Source organism: Streptomyces filipinensis (genome assembly GCF_014649495.1).
GTDB classification, from domain to species: Bacteria; Actinomycetota; Actinomycetes; order Streptomycetales; family Streptomycetaceae; genus Streptomyces; species Streptomyces filipinensis.
On sequence record NZ_BMTD01000003.1, the window covers coordinates 121477 to 138507 of the forward strand.

16 protein-coding genes are annotated in these 17031 nt (G+C 73.4%); 10 read left to right on the top strand and 6 right to left on the bottom strand.

Annotated elements, in window-relative coordinates; all coding sequences use genetic code 11:
* The first annotated feature begins 13 nt into the window (after positions 1 to 13).
* The 4 genes from IE244_RS09075 (at position 14) to pssA (ending at position 3420) form a co-directional block, all read left to right on the top strand.
* On the top strand, positions 14 to 541 hold the full coding sequence (locus tag IE244_RS09075) for a MaoC family dehydratase (RefSeq protein WP_031168225.1): 528 nt from the start codon (positions 14 to 16) through the stop codon (positions 539 to 541).
* A gap of 3 nt (positions 542 to 544) precedes the next feature.
* Positions 545 to 1750, top strand: a complete 1206-nt coding sequence (locus tag IE244_RS09080) for an acyl-CoA dehydrogenase family protein (protein WP_191872324.1) — start codon at positions 545 to 547, stop codon at positions 1748 to 1750.
* Positions 1751 to 1919: 169 nt separating this feature from the next.
* The gene (locus IE244_RS09085; RefSeq protein WP_031168229.1) at positions 1920 to 2576 is read left to right on the top strand and encodes a phosphatidylserine decarboxylase; all 657 of its coding nucleotides are present in this window, start codon (positions 1920 to 1922) and stop codon (positions 2574 to 2576) included.
* Positions 2577 to 2598: 22 nt separating this feature from the next.
* Complete coding sequence (pssA, locus tag IE244_RS09090) at positions 2599 to 3420, top strand: CDP-diacylglycerol--serine O-phosphatidyltransferase (RefSeq protein ID WP_191872883.1); 822 nt, start codon at positions 2599 to 2601, stop codon at positions 3418 to 3420.
* Positions 3421 to 3513: 93 nt separating this feature from the next.
* Here the strand turns inward: pssA and IE244_RS09095 are convergent, their stop codons facing one another.
* Both IE244_RS09095 and IE244_RS09100 read right to left on the bottom strand, forming a co-directional pair.
* The gene (locus IE244_RS09095) at positions 3514 to 4674 is read right to left on the bottom strand and encodes a tetratricopeptide repeat protein (RefSeq protein ID WP_191872326.1); all 1161 of its coding nucleotides are present in this window, start codon (positions 4672 to 4674) and stop codon (positions 3514 to 3516) included.
* A gap of 92 nt (positions 4675 to 4766) precedes the next feature.
* The gene (locus IE244_RS09100) at positions 4767 to 8081 is read right to left on the bottom strand and encodes a CHAT domain-containing protein (protein WP_191872328.1); all 3315 of its coding nucleotides are present in this window, start codon (positions 8079 to 8081) and stop codon (positions 4767 to 4769) included.
* A 99-nt stretch (positions 8082 to 8180) separates the two neighbouring features.
* On the opposite strand from IE244_RS09100, the gene IE244_RS09105 reads away from it, so the two are divergent.
* Together IE244_RS09105 and IE244_RS09110 are read left to right on the top strand one after the other, a co-directional pair.
* Positions 8181 to 8576 (top strand): hypothetical protein, encoded by a 396-nt coding sequence (locus tag IE244_RS09105; RefSeq protein WP_191872330.1) that lies wholly within the window; start codon positions 8181 to 8183, stop codon positions 8574 to 8576.
* Entirely contained in the window at positions 8573 to 9484 is a 912-nt protein-coding gene (locus tag IE244_RS09110; protein ID WP_191872332.1) for a hypothetical protein, read from the top strand. The genes IE244_RS09105 and IE244_RS09110 overlap by 4 nt, the downstream gene beginning before the upstream one ends.
* Before the next feature lie 156 nt (positions 9485 to 9640).
* Here IE244_RS09110 and IE244_RS09115 read toward each other — a convergent pair whose 3' ends face one another.
* Positions 9641 to 10777 (bottom strand): glycerate kinase, encoded by a 1137-nt coding sequence (locus IE244_RS09115; protein ID WP_191872334.1) that lies wholly within the window; start codon positions 10775 to 10777, stop codon positions 9641 to 9643.
* 165 nt (positions 10778 to 10942) lie between these two features.
* Between IE244_RS09115 and IE244_RS09120 the strand changes: the two genes are divergently transcribed.
* Positions 10943 to 12019, top strand: coding sequence for an ADP-ribosylglycohydrolase family protein (locus IE244_RS09120; RefSeq protein ID WP_191872336.1), 1077 nt, complete (start codon positions 10943 to 10945; stop codon positions 12017 to 12019).
* 28 nt (positions 12020 to 12047) lie between these two features.
* The gene (locus IE244_RS09125) at positions 12048 to 12542 is read left to right on the top strand and encodes an NUDIX domain-containing protein (RefSeq protein WP_191872338.1); all 495 of its coding nucleotides are present in this window, start codon (positions 12048 to 12050) and stop codon (positions 12540 to 12542) included.
* 82 nt (positions 12543 to 12624) lie between these two features.
* On the opposite strand, the gene IE244_RS09130 is transcribed toward IE244_RS09125, so the two are convergent.
* Complete coding sequence (locus IE244_RS09130; RefSeq protein ID WP_191872340.1) at positions 12625 to 13005, bottom strand: antibiotic biosynthesis monooxygenase family protein; 381 nt, start codon at positions 13003 to 13005, stop codon at positions 12625 to 12627.
* Between the two features lie 109 nt (positions 13006 to 13114).
* Between IE244_RS09130 and IE244_RS09135 the strand changes: the two genes are divergently transcribed.
* Positions 13115 to 13852: an SIR2 family NAD-dependent protein deacylase gene (locus IE244_RS09135; RefSeq protein WP_191872342.1), complete on the top strand. Its 738-nt coding sequence runs from the start codon at positions 13115 to 13117 to the stop codon at positions 13850 to 13852.
* Positions 13853 to 13997: 145 nt separating this feature from the next.
* Positions 13998 to 14957: a D-2-hydroxyacid dehydrogenase family protein gene (locus tag IE244_RS09140; RefSeq protein WP_191872344.1), complete on the top strand. Its 960-nt coding sequence runs from the start codon at positions 13998 to 14000 to the stop codon at positions 14955 to 14957.
* Between the two features lie 51 nt (positions 14958 to 15008).
* Here the strand turns inward: IE244_RS09140 and IE244_RS09145 are convergent, their stop codons facing one another.
* Both IE244_RS09145 and IE244_RS09150 read right to left on the bottom strand, forming a co-directional pair.
* Entirely contained in the window at positions 15009 to 15500 is a 492-nt protein-coding gene (locus tag IE244_RS09145; protein ID WP_191872884.1) for a methylated-DNA--[protein]-cysteine S-methyltransferase, read from the bottom strand.
* A gap of 31 nt (positions 15501 to 15531) precedes the next feature.
* Positions 15532 to 17010: a DNA-3-methyladenine glycosylase 2 family protein gene (locus IE244_RS09150; RefSeq protein WP_191872346.1), complete on the bottom strand. Its 1479-nt coding sequence runs from the start codon at positions 17008 to 17010 to the stop codon at positions 15532 to 15534.
* Between the last annotated feature and the right edge of the window lie 21 nt (positions 17011 to 17031).

Below are 17031 nucleotides of genomic sequence, written 5' to 3' on the forward strand. Positions count from 1 at the left end.
AGCCCTGAGCGCGATGCAGTTCGGACGCACCTACGAGGAGTTCGAGGTCGGGGCGACGTACAAGCACTGGCCGGGCAAGACGGTCACGGAGTACGACGACCACCTGTTCTGTCTCCTCACCATGAACCACCACCCGCTCCACATGGACACGAACTATGCGGAGAAGACGACGGACTTCGGCAAGAACGTCGTCGTCGGGAACTACATCTACTCCCTGCTGCTCGGCATGTCCGTCCCGGACATCTCGGGCAAGGCGATCGCCAACCTGGAGATCGAGTCGCTCAAGCACGTGGCGCCGACCTTCCACGGCGACACGATCTACGGCGAGACGACCGTGCTGGACAAGTGGCCGTCGAAGTCGAAGAACGACCGCGGGATCGTCTACGTCGAGACCAAGGGCTACAAGCAGGACGGCACCCTGGTGTGCGTCTTCCGCCGCAAGGTGATGGTGCCCACCGAGACGTACATCAAGGAGCGCGGCGGCGAGCAGCCGGGCCGCCCGGAGCTGACCGCACCTGCGGAAAAGAAGTCGGAGAAGTAAGCCATGGCCCGTCTCGCCCAGACCGCCGGTCTGACCGACGTCCAGCAGGAGATCCTCTCCACGGTTCGGGACTTTGTCGACAAGGAGATCATTCCTGTCGCCACCGGGCTGGAGCACCGCGACGAGTACCCGCAGCAGATCGTGGACGGCCTGAAGGAACTCGGCCTGTTCGGTCTGATGATCCCCGAGGAGTACGGGGGCCTGGGCGAGTCGCTCCTCACGTACGCGCTGTGCGTGGAGGAGATCGCCCGCGGGTGGATGTCGGTGTCCGGCATCATCAACACCCACTTCATCGTCGCGTACATGCTCAAGCAGCACGGCACGCAGGAGCAGAAGGACCACTTCCTGCCCCGCATGGCGGCCGGCGACATCCGGGGCGCCTTCTCGATGTCGGAGCCGGGTCTGGGCTCCGATGTGTCGGCGATCACGTCGAAGGCGGTCAAGGACGGCGACGAGTACGTCCTGAACGGTCAGAAGATGTGGCTGACGAACGGCGGCACCTCGTCGCTCGTGGCCGTTCTCGTCCGGAGTGACGAAGGACACCCCGAGGGTACGGCGCCCCACAAGTCGATGACGACCTTCCTGATCGAGAAGGAGCCGGGCTTCGGCGAGGTCCGCCCCGGCCTCACCATCCCCGGCAAGATCGAGAAGATGGGCTACAAGGGCGTCGACACCACCGAGCTGATCATGGACGGCCTGCGGCTGCCCGCCGATCGGGTGCTCGGCGGGGTCACCGGCCGAGGTTTTTACCAAATGATGGACGGCGTGGAGGTCGGCCGCGTCAACGTGGCGGCGCGTGGCTGCGGGGTCGCCCAGCGCGCCTTCGAGCTGGGTGTGCAGTACGCCCAGCAGCGGCACACCTTCGGCAAGCCGATCGCCCAGCACCAGGCCATCCAGTTCAAACTGGCGGAGATGGCGACCAAGGTCGAGGCCGCGCATGCGATGATGGTCAACGCGGCACGCAAGAAGGACTCCGGCGAGCGGAACGACCTCGAGGCCGGGATGGCGAAGTACCTGGCCTCCGAGTACTGCAAGGAGGTCGTGGAGGACGCCTTCCGGATCCACGGCGGCTACGGCTTCTCCAAGGAGTACGAGATCGAGCGCCTCTACCGCGAGGCCCCGATGCTGCTCATCGGTGAAGGTACCGCCGAGATCCAGAAAATGATCATTGGGCGCAGACTGCTCGAAGAGTATCGGTTCCAGGGCTGATTGTCCGGATACGGGGTGTTTTCTTCGAGAAGAAGATCACACCCCGTAGACGGTCTTCGGCCGCCGACTCGGCTTCCCAGCTTGCCCAGTTGCGGCCCGCGCCCGGTACGATCCCCGGAAAGCCGCCGTCCCCCGTCTAGCGCGGCATCATCCGCTACGAAGGTCATCCATGCCCCACAGCCAAACCTCTGCACCTCGCGACAGCCGAGCCGGCGTACGCCTCGCGCGCGGAGCATCGCCGTGGCTTCTCCCGACCGTCGCCACCGCAGCCCTCAGCCTGGCCCGTGCCCGCCGCTCCGGCGCGGCCCGTGCCGTGGCCGTACCCGCCACCGCGCTCGCGGCCGGCATGCTGTGGTTCTTCCGCGACCCCGAGCGCGAGATCGCCCAGGGCCGGGTCATCTCGCCCGCCGACGGTGTGGTGCAGAGCATCATGCCGTGGAAGGACGGACGCACCCGCGTCGCGATCTTCATGAGCCCGCTGAACGTCCACGTCAACCGCGCGCCCCTCGCGGGCACGGTGACGTCCGTCGAGCACATCCCCGGCGGCTTTGTTCCGGCTTTCAATAAGGAGAGCGAGAACAACGAGCGCGTAGTCTGGCATTTCGACACCGAACTCGGCGACATCGAGATGATCCAGATCGCTGGCGCGGTGGCCCGCCGCATCGTGCCCTACCTTCCCGAGGGCACGAAGGTCGAGCAGGGCGACCGAATCGGTCTGATCCGCTTCGGCTCGCGTGTCGACCTCTACCTGCCCGAGGGCGTGGAGGTCGCGGTCGAGGTCGGGCAGAAGACCGTGGCTGGGGTGACTCGCATTGACCGTGATTGATCCGGAGACCCAGGCCGGCTGGGTGCCCGAGGCCGACGAGGTGGACGACGAGGAGGAGATGCCCCTCTCGCTCCGCCTGTCGATAGCGGACACCCTCACCCTGGGCAATGCCACGTGCGGCTTCATGGCGGTGTACTTCACCACCACCGGCATCCTGATCCCGCATCTGACAGGCAACGACGAGTCCGCGGGCATGGCGCGGCACAGCGCGGCCACGGCCGTCATCCTGATGCTCTGCGCGGCCGTCTTCGACCTGTTCGACGGCCTGGTCGCGCGCAAGCTGCGCTCGTCGCCCATGGGCGCGGAGCTGGACAACCTGTCCGACCTGATCAGCTTCGGGCTCGCGCCCGCGTACTTCGTGCTGGTCTACGGCATGGTCGCGGACGACGCGCACCAGAGAGTCGCGGCGCTCGGGGCAATCGTGGTGCTCCTGGCCGTCGTGCTGCGTCTGGCGCGCTTCTCGTGCGTGACGATGAAGGACGGCATGTTCCAGGGCATGCCCTCGCCGTTCGGCGCGCTGACGGTCGTCTCGATCGTGCTGCTGGAGCTGCCCTTCGTGGCGACGCTGCTGGCGATCCTCGGGACGGCCTGGCTGATGGTGAGCCGGGTGGAGTACCCGAAGCCGAGGGGACGCCTGGCCGGGGCCATGCTGTCCTGGATCGTGCTGTCCATGGGTCTGCTGGCGGCGTGGGCCTTCGACGCGCCGAGCGGCCAGCTCCTGCTGCAGACGGGCTGTGCGCTGCAACTGGTCATGGGCGCGGTCATCCCGTTGTTCGCCACGGCTCGGCGGGTGAACAACTTCCGTGACAATCGGCGCGAGGCGCGGACGGCGCAGCTGCCGTAACCGCGGACCGACCGCGCGAAGGGCCCTGGACCGGGTTGGTCCAGGGCCCTTCGCCTGTGCCTGTGCCGCCGCGGCGGGACACGGGCGCCGCCGCTAGGCCGAGGGGTCGCGCAGCTGCTCGAGGCGCTCGGCGGCGGAGCGGGCCAGGGGGTGGCCGGGGCCGAACACCCGGCGGTAACCGTCGAGGCAGCTGCCCAGCAGTCGAGCCGCCTCCTGCCGTCGCCCGGCGTCGACCAGGACGTTCGCCAGGTTCTCCCGGGCGTGCAGGGTCTCGGGGTGACTGTCGCCGTACAGCCGGACCGTGCCGGCCTCGACCTCGCGCAGCACGACCACGGCCGCCGCACAGCGGCCCCTGGCGTGCAGGACGGCGGCGAGGTTGTTGCGGACCGGCAGGGCGTCCCTGTGATCCCGGCCCTTGGTGCGCTCGTACTCGGCCAGGACCTCGCGCAGCACCGTCTGCGCCTCGCGCAGCCGGCCGATCCGGCACAGGGCGGCGCCGAGGTTGGCCCGTGCGTGGAGCAGTTCGTCCTCGCGCTCGCCACGTCGCTCCAGCCGGCCGATCAGGTCCCTCAGCTCCCGTTCGGCCTCCTCCCAGCGGCCCGCCTTGATCAGGGAGATCGCATGGCCGTTGGCGGCGGACAGCGTGTCGGGGTGGTCCGGTCCGAGCGCGCGCCTGCGGCGTTCCAGGACGTCCCTGCGCAGCGCGGTGGCCTCCGGCACGCGTCGCAGGGCCTCCAGCACCTCGGCGAGGTGGACGGCGCTGCGGAGGGTGTCGGGGTGGTCGCGGCCCAGCAGCGCGGCTCGGTTGTCCCAGACGTTGCGGCCCAGCTCCTCCGCCCGGCCGAGCTCTCCCATCGTCTTGAACAGACCGGCCAGGTCCGCGGCCGTCGTCAGGGTGTCCTCGTGCGCGTAGCCCAGCACCCGCGACTGCACCCGCACCAGCTCCGTCAGACGCTCGCAGGCCTCCGCCCGGCGCTCCTTCACCTGTGCGAGCACCCGGGCGTAGTCGCGGAAGGCGGCCAGCGTCTCGGGGTGGTCCGGCCCGAGCCGCTCCAGAGCGGCGTTGGCCTTCATGCCGAAGTGCTGGTCGGCGGGGATGGGGAGCCGGAAGAGCTCCTCCTCGGTTCCGTCCGGGCCCGTCAGCGTGGCGACCCACTCGGCCGTCGACGGGAACCCCGGCTCCGGTTCTGCCTCCGTCCCCGGTTCGGGTGGATCGTCCGGGTTCCTCGAACGGCCGTGCCACCACCGGGCCATGGCGGATCAGCTCCCTTCCCGTCCTCTTTACCCTGTCGTCCTGTCCGTTCTATCCGTCCTGCCAGTTCTGCCTGTTCTGCCTGTTCTGTCCGTCAGGGGCCTGAGTGCACATGGGCGGCCCACAGGCTGGGCGTACGGGGGAAGGCCGCGCGGCACTCCCTGACGGCCTGGTGCAGGGCGAGGGCGCTCCGCCCGGTGTCGAGGCCCGGCGCGTCGGCTTCACGGCCGTCGCGCAGGTGCCGGTACAGACTCCTGGCCACCCGCACCGCCACCGCGTCGTGCACCGGCCAGAGCGTTCCGATGGCGTGGGGGTAGCCGGCGACCTGGAACGCCGAGGTGATGTGGATGGACTCGTCCGCCAGCCGTTCGGCGCCCCGCGCGGTCTCACAGGCCGACAGGACCGCGAGCCGCGCCCGCGGCAGGTCCAGCCGGGAGATCCGGCGGACCGTCAAGGGCTCTCGCCGGTGGTCGTGGACGAGCAGGCGGGCGTTCGACGGATCGTCCGGATCGCTCACCCCGTGGCAGGCGAAGTGGGCGTACGGGTGCTCGGGCAGCGCCCGCACCACCCGTTCGAGCGTCGCGTCGGCGCCGGTGATCAGGTCGAACGGCAGGAGCTTCGCCAGCTCCGCGACCTCGCGCCGGGCACCGCCGAGCGGCCGGGCGCCGGGTGTCACGGGCTGCGCCACGGCCAGCAGACGGCCCGGGGGCACCGGCCCCGCCGCCCGGGCCCGGGCGTACGCCAGCGTGCGCACGGTCGGCGTGTACGAGGAGACCACCCGGTCCAGGACGGAGCGGTGTCCGCCGGGACGGCCTGCCGCGTGCAGCGGCAGCGCGGCGAGCGCGCCGCCCGGCGACCACCACAGCCGGGGCCAGTCGTCGCCGGACGGCGCGTCGAGCAGACCGAGGCGGGCGAGAACGGGTTCGGCGACGTGGTCCCACGCCCAGCCCAGCACATCCGCGAGGGTCCGCTGGGCCTGCCGTTCCCCGGCGGGGTCGGTGGCCGCCGCGAGCGCCTCGTCCAGCCGGGTCACCTGGTGCTCCACCGTCACCGGGGTGACCTGCGGCAGCGGCACCACCAGCACCCCCTCCGGCCGCAGGACCAGCGCGTCGCTGCGGTACCCGCTGCAGTACGCGAGCACCACCGGCCCGCGGTCTGCGCAGGCCAGCAAACTGGCGAGCGTCGGTGCCGCGAGGAAGTCGGCGAAGCCGGGCAGCGCGCGGATCCGGGTGACGAGCCGTTCCCACTCCGCGGCCAGCCGGTACCGTTCCTCGTCCGGCCGCTCCCGCTCCTCGGCGTCCAGCGCGTCGATGCGGTCCCGTAGGCGCAGGAAGAGTCCGGCCTGCTCCGGGTGCGCGGCGCGCAGCCGCTCCCACTCCCCGCGCGCGGAGACGGCCTGCCAGAGCAGCACACCCCGGCCGTGCTCCAGCAGCTGGACGGCCAGTTCCGGCGCTCCTGCGTTGACGGCGCACGCCGCGGCGTCGGCGGCCAGACCGTGCGCCCGTGTGAGCCGGTGCTCCCGGTCGCTGCGCGCCAGCCGCCGCGTGACGCTGAACGGCAGCAGTTCCACCGCCAGCCGGTGTCCCCGCAACGCCTCGTCCCAGCGCCCTGCGTCGGCCGCGGCCACGCCCCAGTCGCGGGCCGCCTCGATCCGGCGGTGGGCCGGGAGGGCCTCGATCGCGGCGACCTGCCGGTAGGCGTCCTCGGCCGCCAGCAGCACCCCCGGATCGCCGGTGACCTCGTGCAGGGTGCGCAGGGCGCTCGCGTACGTCATCCGGTGGTTCGCGTGCACCGCGTCCCCGCCGGACGGCGCCCACACGGCCCGGCCCAGCGTGCTGACCGCCTGGTCCAGCACCGCCGTGTCCTCGGTGGCCTGCGCCTTGGTGAGCAGCGTCTTGCCGAGGTTGTGCAGCAGGTCGGCCTGACCCGGGTCGCCGTACGCCGTGGCGTCGGCTGCCCGGGTCAGCAGTGAGATCGCCTCCTCCAGGTCGTTCGGGTGACCCGCGGCGGCGTACCGCTCGGACAGCGCGTTGGCGAGGTGGTTCGCCCGGACGGTCCACATCGGGCTGCCCTGGGCGGTGCGGGCCAGCACATCGCGGGCGAGCGCCACGGCCTCGGCAGCCGCCGAGACGTCTCCGGTCCGGTCGTACCAGGTCTGCAGGACCACTCCCAGGTTGGCCAGATGAACCAGGTCGGTGGGCGCGGCGGAGGACCCGGCGGCCTGCCGGGCCAGGCCGGCGGCCTCGCGCAGGGCGGCCAGGTCGCCGGTCAGGTGGTAGCGCTCGCGCAGCGCGACCGCGAGGTTCGCCACGAAGCCGTCGGACCGCCCGGGCCCGCTGCCGGCCACGGCCTCCCGCAGCGCCTGGACGGCCTCGTCCAGCAGGGCCGCGTCTCCGGTCCGCTCGCCGAGCCGGTGCAGGGCGTTGCCCAGGCTGTTCAGCCGGTGCACGCGGGCCCGGCCGGCCGGGGGCGTGTGCCGGACGGCCGCGCGCAGCAGGTCCACCGACTCACGCAGCAGCGCCGTGTCGCCGCCGTGCTCGGCGGCCAGCCGCAGTGCCACGCCCAGCCCGGTCAGCGCGTTCAGCCGCTGGGGGGAGTCCGCCCGGTCCGGGGCCTCGGCCAGGGCCGTCCGGGTGACGCGGAGCAGCTCGGCGACGGCGGACTCGTCGGGCGAGACGTCCACCCACGTCCGCAGCGCCGTACCGAGGCCGTCCAGGACGAAGGCGCGGTGCCGCGCCCCGGGCGGGCTCTCCGCCAACGCCGCGCGCCGCAGGTCGAGCCCCTCGCGCAGCGCCTCCAGGTCCCCCGACAGGCCGAAGCGGTGCTCCCTGGTCCGCGCGAGACCGTCCATGCTCGTCGGGCGTTCCGCGTCGCCGGGCGGCAGATGGCTCAGCGCACCGCGGAACGCGCGCTCCGCCTCCGCCAGGTCCCCCGGGTCGCCCGTCTCCTCGTACCGCATGTCGAGCAGCCGGCCGAGGGAGTCGAGTGCCATCGCCCGGTTGTCGCTCCGTTCCAGGGGGAGGTCCACGGCCCGCCGCAGCGCCCCGACCGCCCGGTCGAGGTCCTGCCGGTCGCGCAGGTCCTCGAAGCGACGGCCCGACGCGACCCCGAGGAAGACGAGGTCCTGCTCCGCCGCCCCCTCCTCGGCCGCCGCCGCTCCGCTCAGCGCGATCAGCTCGTCCCGGTCGTGGTCGTCGTCGTACGCCCGCCACCGCAGCCACAGGCCCGCGCGCAGGTTCGCCTCGCAGCTCCTGCGCCGGTCGGCGCCCATCGGGCGGCGCAGTGCGGCCCGGTACCACTCGACCGCCTGGTCCAGGTCCCCGCGGTCGCCCGTGCGCTGGAACCGTCGCGTCCACGCCGCGGCTGTCAGCGCCGGATCCGGCGACGTGGCTTCGTCCTCATACGGCATGACCGGCCCCCGTGTGCCGAGATGACACTCCACGATATCCAACTGCCCCGAGGGGCACGGTCGTTATGCTGATCCGCACAGGGGAGGGAGAAAGCGGTGATGGATCCCGGACCGGGCCACGAGCGGCTCGGGGAACTGTGCCGGAGGCTGCTGGCGACGCCGGCCGAGCTGGCCGCCGACGAGGCGATGCGGCAGCTCGTCGACCGCATCCTCGCCGAGGTGCGCGGCGGCCGTCCGCCCGGGGAACTGGAGGACGCCTTCGACGAGCTGGAGGACCTGCTCCTCGCCGCCGGGCACAGCGCCGGTCTCGGCTCCTACCGCACCACCCCCGGCTCCTACCAGCGCCTCCCGGGCGCCGGCCACGGCCACCCGCCGCTGTATGTGCTCGCCTGCCCCCTCGGGCACTGCGCACGGGTCGAGGCCCCGGACGCCGGCCGGACGCCGCGGTGCCTCGTCTTCGACCGGCCGCTGCGCGAGATCCCCCTGCGGCCGTGAGCGCCTTCCTCAGCACGCTCGGCGGCAGGCTCGCCGAACGCTGGATGGCGCTCCTGGCGGTCCCCGGTCTGATCTACCTGGCGGCGCTGGCCGCCGCCGGCACCCTCGGCCAGCGGCACTGGAACGACACCGGACGCCTGCGCGCCCGGCTGGACGCCCTGGCCGCCGCCCCCGGCGCGCACAGCCCGGGCGCCCTCGCGGTGGCCGCGCTGGCCGTCCTGGCCGGAGCCGCGGCCGTGGGAGCCGCCGTCCAGGCGGTGGGAACGTGGTGCGAGAAGGCCTGGCTCACCGATGCGCGCGGACCCGCCACCCGCCGGCTGACCGCCCGTCGCCTGCGGCGCTGGCAGGACGCCGACCGCGCCTACCGCACCGCCCTGGTGGCCGCCGGTCGCGCCACGATCGCCGGCGCCGGCGACGCCGGTCCGCTCACCGAATCCGCCGAACGCCACCACGCCGCCCGGGCCCGTATCGCCCTCGCCGCGCCCCGGCACCCGTTCTGGGCCGGCGACCGGATCACCGCCCCCGAACACCGGGTCTGGCACGCCTACCGGCTCGACCTCACCGTCGCCTGGCCCCACCTGTGGCTCCTCGCCCCCGACGGCACCCGCGCCGAACTCAACACGGCGCGCGCCGCCTTCGCCGCGGCGGCGCGCCTGCACGCCTGGGCCGCGGCCTACCTCCTGCTCGGGGTGTGCTGGTGGCCCGCCGCGGTCATCGGCCTGCTGGCCGCGGCGACCGCGGCCGGCCGGGGACGGGCCGCCGCCTCCGCGTTCGCCGACCTCGCCGAAGCGGTCACCGACCTGCACGGGAAGGATCTCGCGCTGGCCCTCGGCATCCCCTGCGACGGTGGTCTCAGCCGCGAGGTGGGTGCGGAGATGACGCGGGTCCTGGGCAAGGACGTGGCCTAGGGGCAGTCGTCCGGTTCATCCCGGCGTCGCCGATCCGTACGGTTCGTCACGGCCGGCCTGATCCGAACGACACCGGCGGGCGCCGGTGACCGCTCCGGCGCTCCGCCCCGGCGGGCGGAACAGGCGCCGCTTCCGGGGGCGGCGCCGCCCAGGGCCTCAGCTCAGGTGCTCCTCGGCGATCCGGATCGCGACCCGCTCCAGAATCGGCCCCGCGTCCGCGATGCACCGGGCGACATCCGGCTCGACGGACGTGAGCGGGTACGCCTGGGAGATCCCCGCCCCGCGCAGCGCCTCCGGTGACAGCGCCAGCCGCCCGCACACCGCCACGACCTCCTTGCCGGAGGCCCTGGCCGCCGCGGCGACCCCGGCCGGCGCCTTCCCGTGCAGCGTCTGCTCGTCCAGCGACCCCTCACCGGTGATCACCAGCGAGGCCCGCTCCAGCGCGGGCGCGAAGCCGAGGACGTCCAGCATGACCTCGATGCCGGGCCGGAACCCGGCCCCCAGGAGCAGGGCGCCGTAGCCGATGCCGCCCGCGGCGCCCGCGCCCGGTGCCACCGCGTGCTCGGCGGCACGCGGCCCCACCGCCGCCTCCAGCACCTTGGCGAAGTGGGCGAGCGCCGCGTCCAGCGTCGCCACGTCGTCCGGCGAGGCGCCCTTCTGCGGGCCGTACACCGCCGGGGCGCCCTTCGGCCCGGTCAGCGGATTGTCGACGTCGCTGGCGAGCACCAGCTCCACGGACGACAGCCGCGCGTCCAGGCCGGACAGATCCGCGCGCGCCAGATCGGCGAGCCCCCCGCCGCCGGGCGGGACCGGTTCCCCGTCCTCGTCCAGGAACCGTGCGCCCAGCGCGGTCAGCATGCCCGCGCCGCCGTCCGTCGTGGCGCTGCCGCCGACGCCGAACACGATGGTCCGCGCGCCCGCGTCGAGCGCGGCCCGCAACAGCTCGCCGGAGCCGTACGTCGAGGCCGTCAGCGGCGCGAAGACGCCGGCCGGGAGGCGCTGCAACCCGCTGGCCTCGGCCATCTCCACGACCGCGGTGTCGCCGCGCAGCGCGAACGCGGCCGTCACCTCCTGGCCCAGCGGTCCGGCGACCCGGACCTCCCGCCGCTCGAAACCGGCCGCGACCGCCGCGTCCACGGTCCCGTCGCCGCCGTCGGCCACGGGCAGCGCCTCGACGTGGAGATCCGGCACGACCCGGCGCAGCCCGGCCGTCACCCGCTCGGCGACCTGCACGGCCGTCAGCGAGCCCTTGAACTTGTCCGCGGCGATGAGCACCCGACGGGTCTCGTTCACTGCAGCGTCCGCCACCTTGCTTTCCCCTTGCTCTCCGGGCCCCGCGCACGTCAGGGCCAGTCGCGCCGCTGCGACCATAACCGGAGGACACCCTCGCCGTCATGCCCCGACCGAAGGCTGGGAAGCACCTGGGAGCACCCTGGGGAAAACGGGTAGACCCCAGCCATGACCAGCCAGCGCCCCGGACCCGCCGCCCTCGCCGACCGCATCCACGGCGGCTGGCTCGGCCGGATCGCGGGGAACATGCTCGGCAAACCGGTCGAGCAGGGCGAGGTGTGGACCCGCGAGCGCATCGACCGCTATCTGCGCAAGGCCGAGGCGCTGCCCCTCACCGACTATCTGCCCGAGCCCGCCGACCCGGCCGAGACCGCCGTACTGCGCCCGGAGTGGCGGGACTGCGTGCGCGGCCGGATCCACGGCAGCGTGCGCGACGACGACGTCGACTACGCGATCCTCGGCCTGCACCTGCTGGAGACGCACGGCTTCGGCTTCAGCACCGAGCAGGTCGGCGATCTGTGGCTGCTGAGGCTGCCGTACCTGCAGACCTTCACCGCGGAACGGGCGGCGTACCGCAACCTCGCGAACGGGCTGAAGCCACCGCTGACGGCGACGTACGACAACCCGTACCAGGAGTGGATCGGCGCGCTGATCCGCGCCGACGTGCATGGCTGGACCCACCCCGGCGACCCGGCCGGCGCCGCCTCCCTGGCCCGCCGGGACGCGGTGCTCTCGCACACCGGCAACGGCGTCTACGGCGCGATGTGGGCGGCCGCGCTGATCGCGGCGGCGTTCACCGCGCCGACCGTCCGGGACGCGCTGGAGTGCGCGCTCGCCGTCGTCCCGGCGAGCTGCCGGCTCGCCCGTACCGTGCGACGGGTCATGACCCTGTACGAGACGCGGCTGCCCTGGGAGGAGACCCTGGCCACGCTGACCGCGGAGACCGCCGGGCTCGGCTGGATCCACACCGTCCCGAACGCCGCCGTCCTCACCGCCGGGCTGCTCTACGGCGACGGCGACTTCACCCGGACCATCGCGCTGACCGTGCGCGGCGGCCTGGACACCGACTCCAACGGGGCGACGGCCGGCTCGGTGGCCGGGGTCCTCACCGGCGCGGACGCGATCCCCGCCCAGTGGAAGGAGCCGCTGCGGGACACGGTACGGAGCGCGGTGTTCGGCTTCGACGGCGTACGGATCAGTGCGCTGGCGGAACGCACCCTGCGCCTGGCGACGCCCGCGCCGTAGCCGTACGGCCGCTGGTTACCCTTCCTGAATGACCACGACTCCTGACTTCGCCACGTACATCGCGAGCCTGCCCCGTGTCCTCGCCGGTGCCGCCGTGCTCTTCCGGGACGCCGAGGGGCGCGTGCTGCTGGTCGAGCCCAACTACCGCGAGGGCTGGGCGCTGCCGGGCGGCACGATCGAGTCGGACGACGGGGAGACCCCGCGCCAGGGCGCCCGCCGGGAGACGCTGGAGGAGATCGGGCTGGACCTGCAGCTCGGCCGGCTGCTGGCCGTGGACTGGGTGCACGGCGAGGCCCGTCCGCCATTGGTGGCGTACCTGTACGACGGCGGTGTCCTCACCGACGCCGACCTCAAGGCGATCCGCCTCCAGGAGGAGGAACTGCTCTCCTGGCGCCTGGTCCCGCGCGAGGAGATCACCACCCACCTGCCCGGCGCCGTCGGCCGCCGCGTCCTGACCGCCCTCGACGTCCTCGCGGACGGCTCCGGCACGGCGGAACTGGAGAACGGCCACCGGGTGGCCTGACCGGGCGGCGGGTGCGCGCACCCGCCCTCTCCGCTCCCACGGCACCTGGTGGCGTGTCGGAGAGCCTTCGCCCTTCGGCGGGTCAGCCCGCTGCCGGGCGCTGCGGCACCGACGCTCGCGTGAAACCGTGGCTCCGCTCCACTTTCGCCACGTGCAGCGTGTAGCTCTGGTACCACTCGGCTTGCCCGCGCTTCTGCGCCGCGCGGTGCTCGGCGTTGCTCCGCCACTCCGCGAGGGCGTCGGCGTCGCGGAAGTACCCGACGGTGATGCCCAGCCCGCCGGGAGTCTGCGCGTGGTCCATCCCCAGGAACCCGGGGACGTCCTTCACCAGCTCTTCCATGCGTGCGCTGGTCTCGCTGTAGCCGCTCTGGTCCTGGGTCCGCACCGAGGTGAAGACAGCGACGTAATAGGGGGGTTCAGGGGTCTCGACGGGCGCGACAGGAGCTTCGGAGTGATCACTCATGGCGCCACCATAGACCGGATGCGCCCCCTCGCGGCCGGCACCGCCGGGGGCCCTCGGGGCCGCCCGAAACCCGTTCGCTCCGAGCAGGCGGGCGGCCTACCCTCGGGCCATGAGCAGCCCTCTCGTAGCCCTACTCAGCGGCGCCGGCATCTCCACCGATTCCGGGATCCCTGACTACCGCGGTCCGAACGGGCTGTGGCGGCGGGATCCCGAGGCCGAGAAGCTGGTGACGTACGAGTACTACATGGCGGACCCGGAGATCCGGCGCCGGTCCTGGCAGATGCGGCGGAAGAACCGCACGCTGCGGGCCGAGCCGAACGCCGCGCACCGGGCCGTCGCCGAGCTGGAGCGTTCCGGCGTGCCGGTGCGGGTGATCACGCAGAACGTGGACGGGCTGCACCAGCTGGCCGGGATGCCCGCCCGCAAGGTGCTGGAGCTGCACGGCAGCGCACGCGGCGTGGTGTGCACCGGGTGCGGGGCGCGGGGGCCGATGGAGGACGCCCTCGCCCGGGTCGAAGCCGGCGAGGACGATCCGGCGTGTCTGGAGTGCGGTGGCATCCTCAAGTCCGCCACCGTGATGTTCGGCGAGCGCCTGGACCCGGTGGTCCTCGGGGAGGCCGTGGCGATCAGCAAGGCCTGCACGGTCTTCATCGCCGTCGGCAGCAGCCTGCAGGTCCAGCCCGCCGCCGGCCTCGTCGGCGTCGCCGCCGACCACGGCGCCCGGCTGATCATCGTCAACGCCGAGCCGACGCCGTACGACGACCGCGCCGACGACCTCGTACGCGAGCCGATCGGCACGGCGCTGCCCGAACTGCTCGACCGCATCCGTGCGGAGAGCGGCAGGTAGGGGGTACGCCGGTCCCGTACGAGGACCCGTTCCCCGGTGCCGGGACCGACTGGGGCAAGATCTTTCTGCCGGGCGGCCGCGGACCGGGCGGCCGCCGATGCCCACACGCGTGCACCGACAGCGCGTTTCCCCGGGGAGGAACGACATGCGATTCCGCTGCGCCGTACTCGACGACTTCCAGGACGTGGCGGCCGCGTCGGCCGACTGGTCGGTGCTGGGCGACCGGGTGGAGGTCGTCTCCTTCACCGAGCACTTCGCGAGCGAGGACGCGCTCGCCGCCGCGCTCGCCGACTTCGACTGTGTGATCACGCTGCGCGAGCGGGTGCCGTTCCCGGCGGGCCTGCTGAACCGGCTGCCCCGGCTGAAGCTCCTGATCGCCTCCGGCATGCGCAACTCGGTGATCGACTACGCGGCGGCCGAGGCCGGCGGCGTCACCGTGTGCGGGACCGAGAGCTCCGGCACCCCGCCGGTCGAGCTCACCTGGGCCCTGCTCCTCGGGCTCGCCCGCGGCATCGTCCCGGAGAACAACGCCCTGCGCGACGGCGGCCCCTGGCAGTCGACCGTCGGCGCCGACCTGCACGGCCGCACGCTCGGGCTGCTCGGCCTGGGCAGGATCGGCAGCCGGGTCGCCCGGGTCGGGCTCGCCTTCGGCATGGACGTCGTCGCCTGGAGCCAGCACCTCACCAAGGAGCGCGCCGACGAGGCCGGCGTACGGCTGGCCCCGGCCAAGGAGGAACTGCTCGCGGACAGCGACTTCGTGTCCGTGCACCTCGCGCTGGGCGAGCGGACCCGCGGGCTGCTCGGAGCCGCCGAACTCGCCCTGCTCAAGCCGACCGCCTATCTGATCAACACCTCGCGGGCCGCGATCGTCGACCAGGACGCGCTGCTCGCCGCGCTGCGCGACGGCCGTATCGCCGGCGCCGGCGTCGACGTCTTCGACGTGGAACCGCTGCCCGCCGACCACCCGATGCGCACCGCGCCGCGCCTGCTCGCCACCCCGCACCTGGGATATGTGTCCCGCGCCAACTACGCGCGCTACTACGGCCAGGCCGTGGAGGACATCCAGGCCTACCTCGACGGCGCCCCGGTCCGGATCCTCGGCTGACCCGCGGTGGCGCCGTACCGGCGGGGGCGGGCCCGCCGGTACGGCCGTCGGTCAGAAGAGGGCCGTACCGCGTTCGAAGTCCAGCAGCCGGCGCTTGCGGTCCAGGCCGCCGCCGTATCCGGTGAGGCTGCCGTCGGAGCCGATCACGCGATGGCAGGGGACGATGATGCCGACGGGGTTGCGGCCGTTGGCCAGGCCGACCGCGCGGGAGGCCCCGGGGCTGCCGAGGGCGTCGGCGAGTTCGCCGTAGGTGCGGGTCTCGCCGTACGGGATGCGGGTGAGCTGTTCCCAGACGCTGCGCTGGAACGGCGTTCCGCGCAGGGCGAGTTCGACGGTGAACGACGTCAGCCGCCCCCCGAAGTACGCCGTCAGCTGCTCCTCCGCCTCAAAGAAGGCGGCCGGGGTGTCGTCGCGCGGGCCGAAGTCCTCCTCGGCCGGGCGGTGCCGCTGGCCGGCCATGTACAGCCCGCACAGGGCGCCCTCGGCGTCGGCGACCAGGGTGAGGGGGCCGTAGGGGCTGTCGATCACGGTGTGGCAGGTCACGGTGGACTCGGTGGTCACGGGCGGAACCTTCTTATACGGGGAGGAAGTTGATCGGGTGGCTGTCGGTCGCCCACAGGTACTGCACCGCGTACGCCCGCCAGGGCCGCCAGGCCTCGGCGCGGGCGGTGAGCGCGGCCGGGGTGGAGGGCAGGCCCAGCTCCCCCGCCGCACGGCGGATGCCGAGGTCGGTGGGCAGGAAGGCGTCGGGGTCGCCGAGGGCGCGCATGGCGATGACGTCGACGGTCCAGGGGCCGAAGCCGGGGAGGGCGAGGAGCCTGGCGCGCGCCTGGGGCCAGTCGCTCTCGACGCCGAGGTGGAGGGTGCCGTCGGCGAGTTCGCGGACCAGCGTGCTGAAGGTGGTGCGCCGGGTGCGGGGCATCGCCAGCGTCTCGGGGTCGACGGCGGCCAGTGACTCGGGGGACGGGAACAGGTGGGTGAGGCCGCCCTCGGGGTCGTCCAGGGGCTTGCCGTGGGCGGTGACCAGGCGGGCCGCGTGGGTGCGGGCGGCGGCCGTGGACACCTGCTGCCCGAGGACGGCACGGACGGCGAACTCGGCCTCGTCGACCGTGCGCGGCACGCGCCGGCCCGGCGCCCGGTCGACCAGCGGCGCGAGCAGCGGATCGGTGCGCAGCCGGTCGTCGACGGCGACGGGGTCGGCGTCCAGGTCGAGCAGGCGGCGGCAGCGGCTGATCGCCACGGTCAGGTCACGCAGGTCGCTCAGGGTGAGGCGGCAGGCGATGTGGTCGGGGCGGGGGGTGAGGGAGGCGATCCCGTGGCCGTACGGCAGCCGGAGCGTGCGCCGGTAGGCGCCGTCGCGCCACTCCTCGACGCCGGGTACGGCGGTGGCGGCGAGGTGGCCGAAGAGGTTGGAGGGGTTGAGCGGGGCGCGGAACGGCAGCCGCAGGTTGATCCCGCCCGGCGTGCCGGCCCCGGAGCCCGGTGTGCGGGCGCGCAGCCCGCTCGGTGTCAGGCCGAAGACCTCACGGACGGTGTCGTTGAAGGCGCGGATGGAGGAGAAGCCGGCCGCGAAGGCGATCTCCGCCATGGGCAGCGGGGTGGTCTCGATGAGCAGCCGAGCGGTCTGGGCGCGCTGGGCGCGGGCGAGCGCGAGGGGTCCCGCGCCCAGTTCGGCGAGCAGCTGCCGCTCCACCTGGCGGGCGCTGTAGCCGAGCCGGGCGGCGAGCCCGGGCACGCCCTCGCGGTCCACGAGGCCGTCGGCGATGAGCCGCATGGCCCGGGCCACCAGGTCGGCGCGCTGGTTCCACTCCGGGGAGCCGGGGCTGGTGTCCGGGCGGCAGCGCTTGCAGGCCCGGAACCCGGCCTGCTGGCAGGCTGCCGCGCTCGGGTAGAAGGTCATGTTCTCGGGCTTGGGCGGGACGACGGGGCAGCTGGGCCGGCAGTAGATCCGGGTGGTCAGGACGGCCGTGAAGAACCACCCGTCGAACCGCGCGTCCTTGGACTGCACGGCGCGTACGCAGTGCTCCCGGTCGAGGTGGGTCGCTGTCTGCATGTGTCCAGGATCGGCCACCGC

Excerpts from the sequence above, each read along its gene's own strand:
- IE244_RS09075 (WP_031168225.1), top strand. The coding sequence starts at position 14 with ATGCAGTTCGGACGCACCTACGAGGAGTTCGAGGTCGGGGCGACGTAC.
- IE244_RS09095 (WP_191872326.1), bottom strand. The coding sequence starts at position 4,674 with ATGGCCCGGTGGTGGCACGGCCGTTCGAGGAACCCGGACGATCCACCC.
- IE244_RS09100 (WP_191872328.1), bottom strand. The coding sequence starts at position 8,081 with ATGCCGTATGAGGACGAAGCCACGTCGCCGGATCCGGCGCTGACAGCC.
- IE244_RS09080 (WP_191872324.1), top strand. The coding sequence starts at position 545 with ATGGCCCGTCTCGCCCAGACCGCCGGTCTGACCGACGTCCAGCAGGAG.
- IE244_RS09125 (WP_191872338.1), top strand. The coding sequence starts at position 12,048 with ATGACCACGACTCCTGACTTCGCCACGTACATCGCGAGCCTGCCCCGT.
- IE244_RS09135 (WP_191872342.1), top strand. The coding sequence starts at position 13,115 with ATGAGCAGCCCTCTCGTAGCCCTACTCAGCGGCGCCGGCATCTCCACC.
- IE244_RS09085 (WP_031168229.1), top strand. The coding sequence starts at position 1,920 with ATGCCCCACAGCCAAACCTCTGCACCTCGCGACAGCCGAGCCGGCGTA.
- IE244_RS09120 (WP_191872336.1), top strand. The coding sequence starts at position 10,943 with ATGACCAGCCAGCGCCCCGGACCCGCCGCCCTCGCCGACCGCATCCAC.
- IE244_RS09150 (WP_191872346.1), bottom strand. The coding sequence starts at position 17,010 with ATGCAGACAGCGACCCACCTCGACCGGGAGCACTGCGTACGCGCCGTG.
- IE244_RS09130 (WP_191872340.1), bottom strand. The coding sequence starts at position 13,005 with ATGAGTGATCACTCCGAAGCTCCTGTCGCGCCCGTCGAGACCCCTGAA.
- IE244_RS09140 (WP_191872344.1), top strand. The coding sequence starts at position 13,998 with ATGCGATTCCGCTGCGCCGTACTCGACGACTTCCAGGACGTGGCGGCC.
- IE244_RS09105 (WP_191872330.1), top strand. The coding sequence starts at position 8,181 with ATGGATCCCGGACCGGGCCACGAGCGGCTCGGGGAACTGTGCCGGAGG.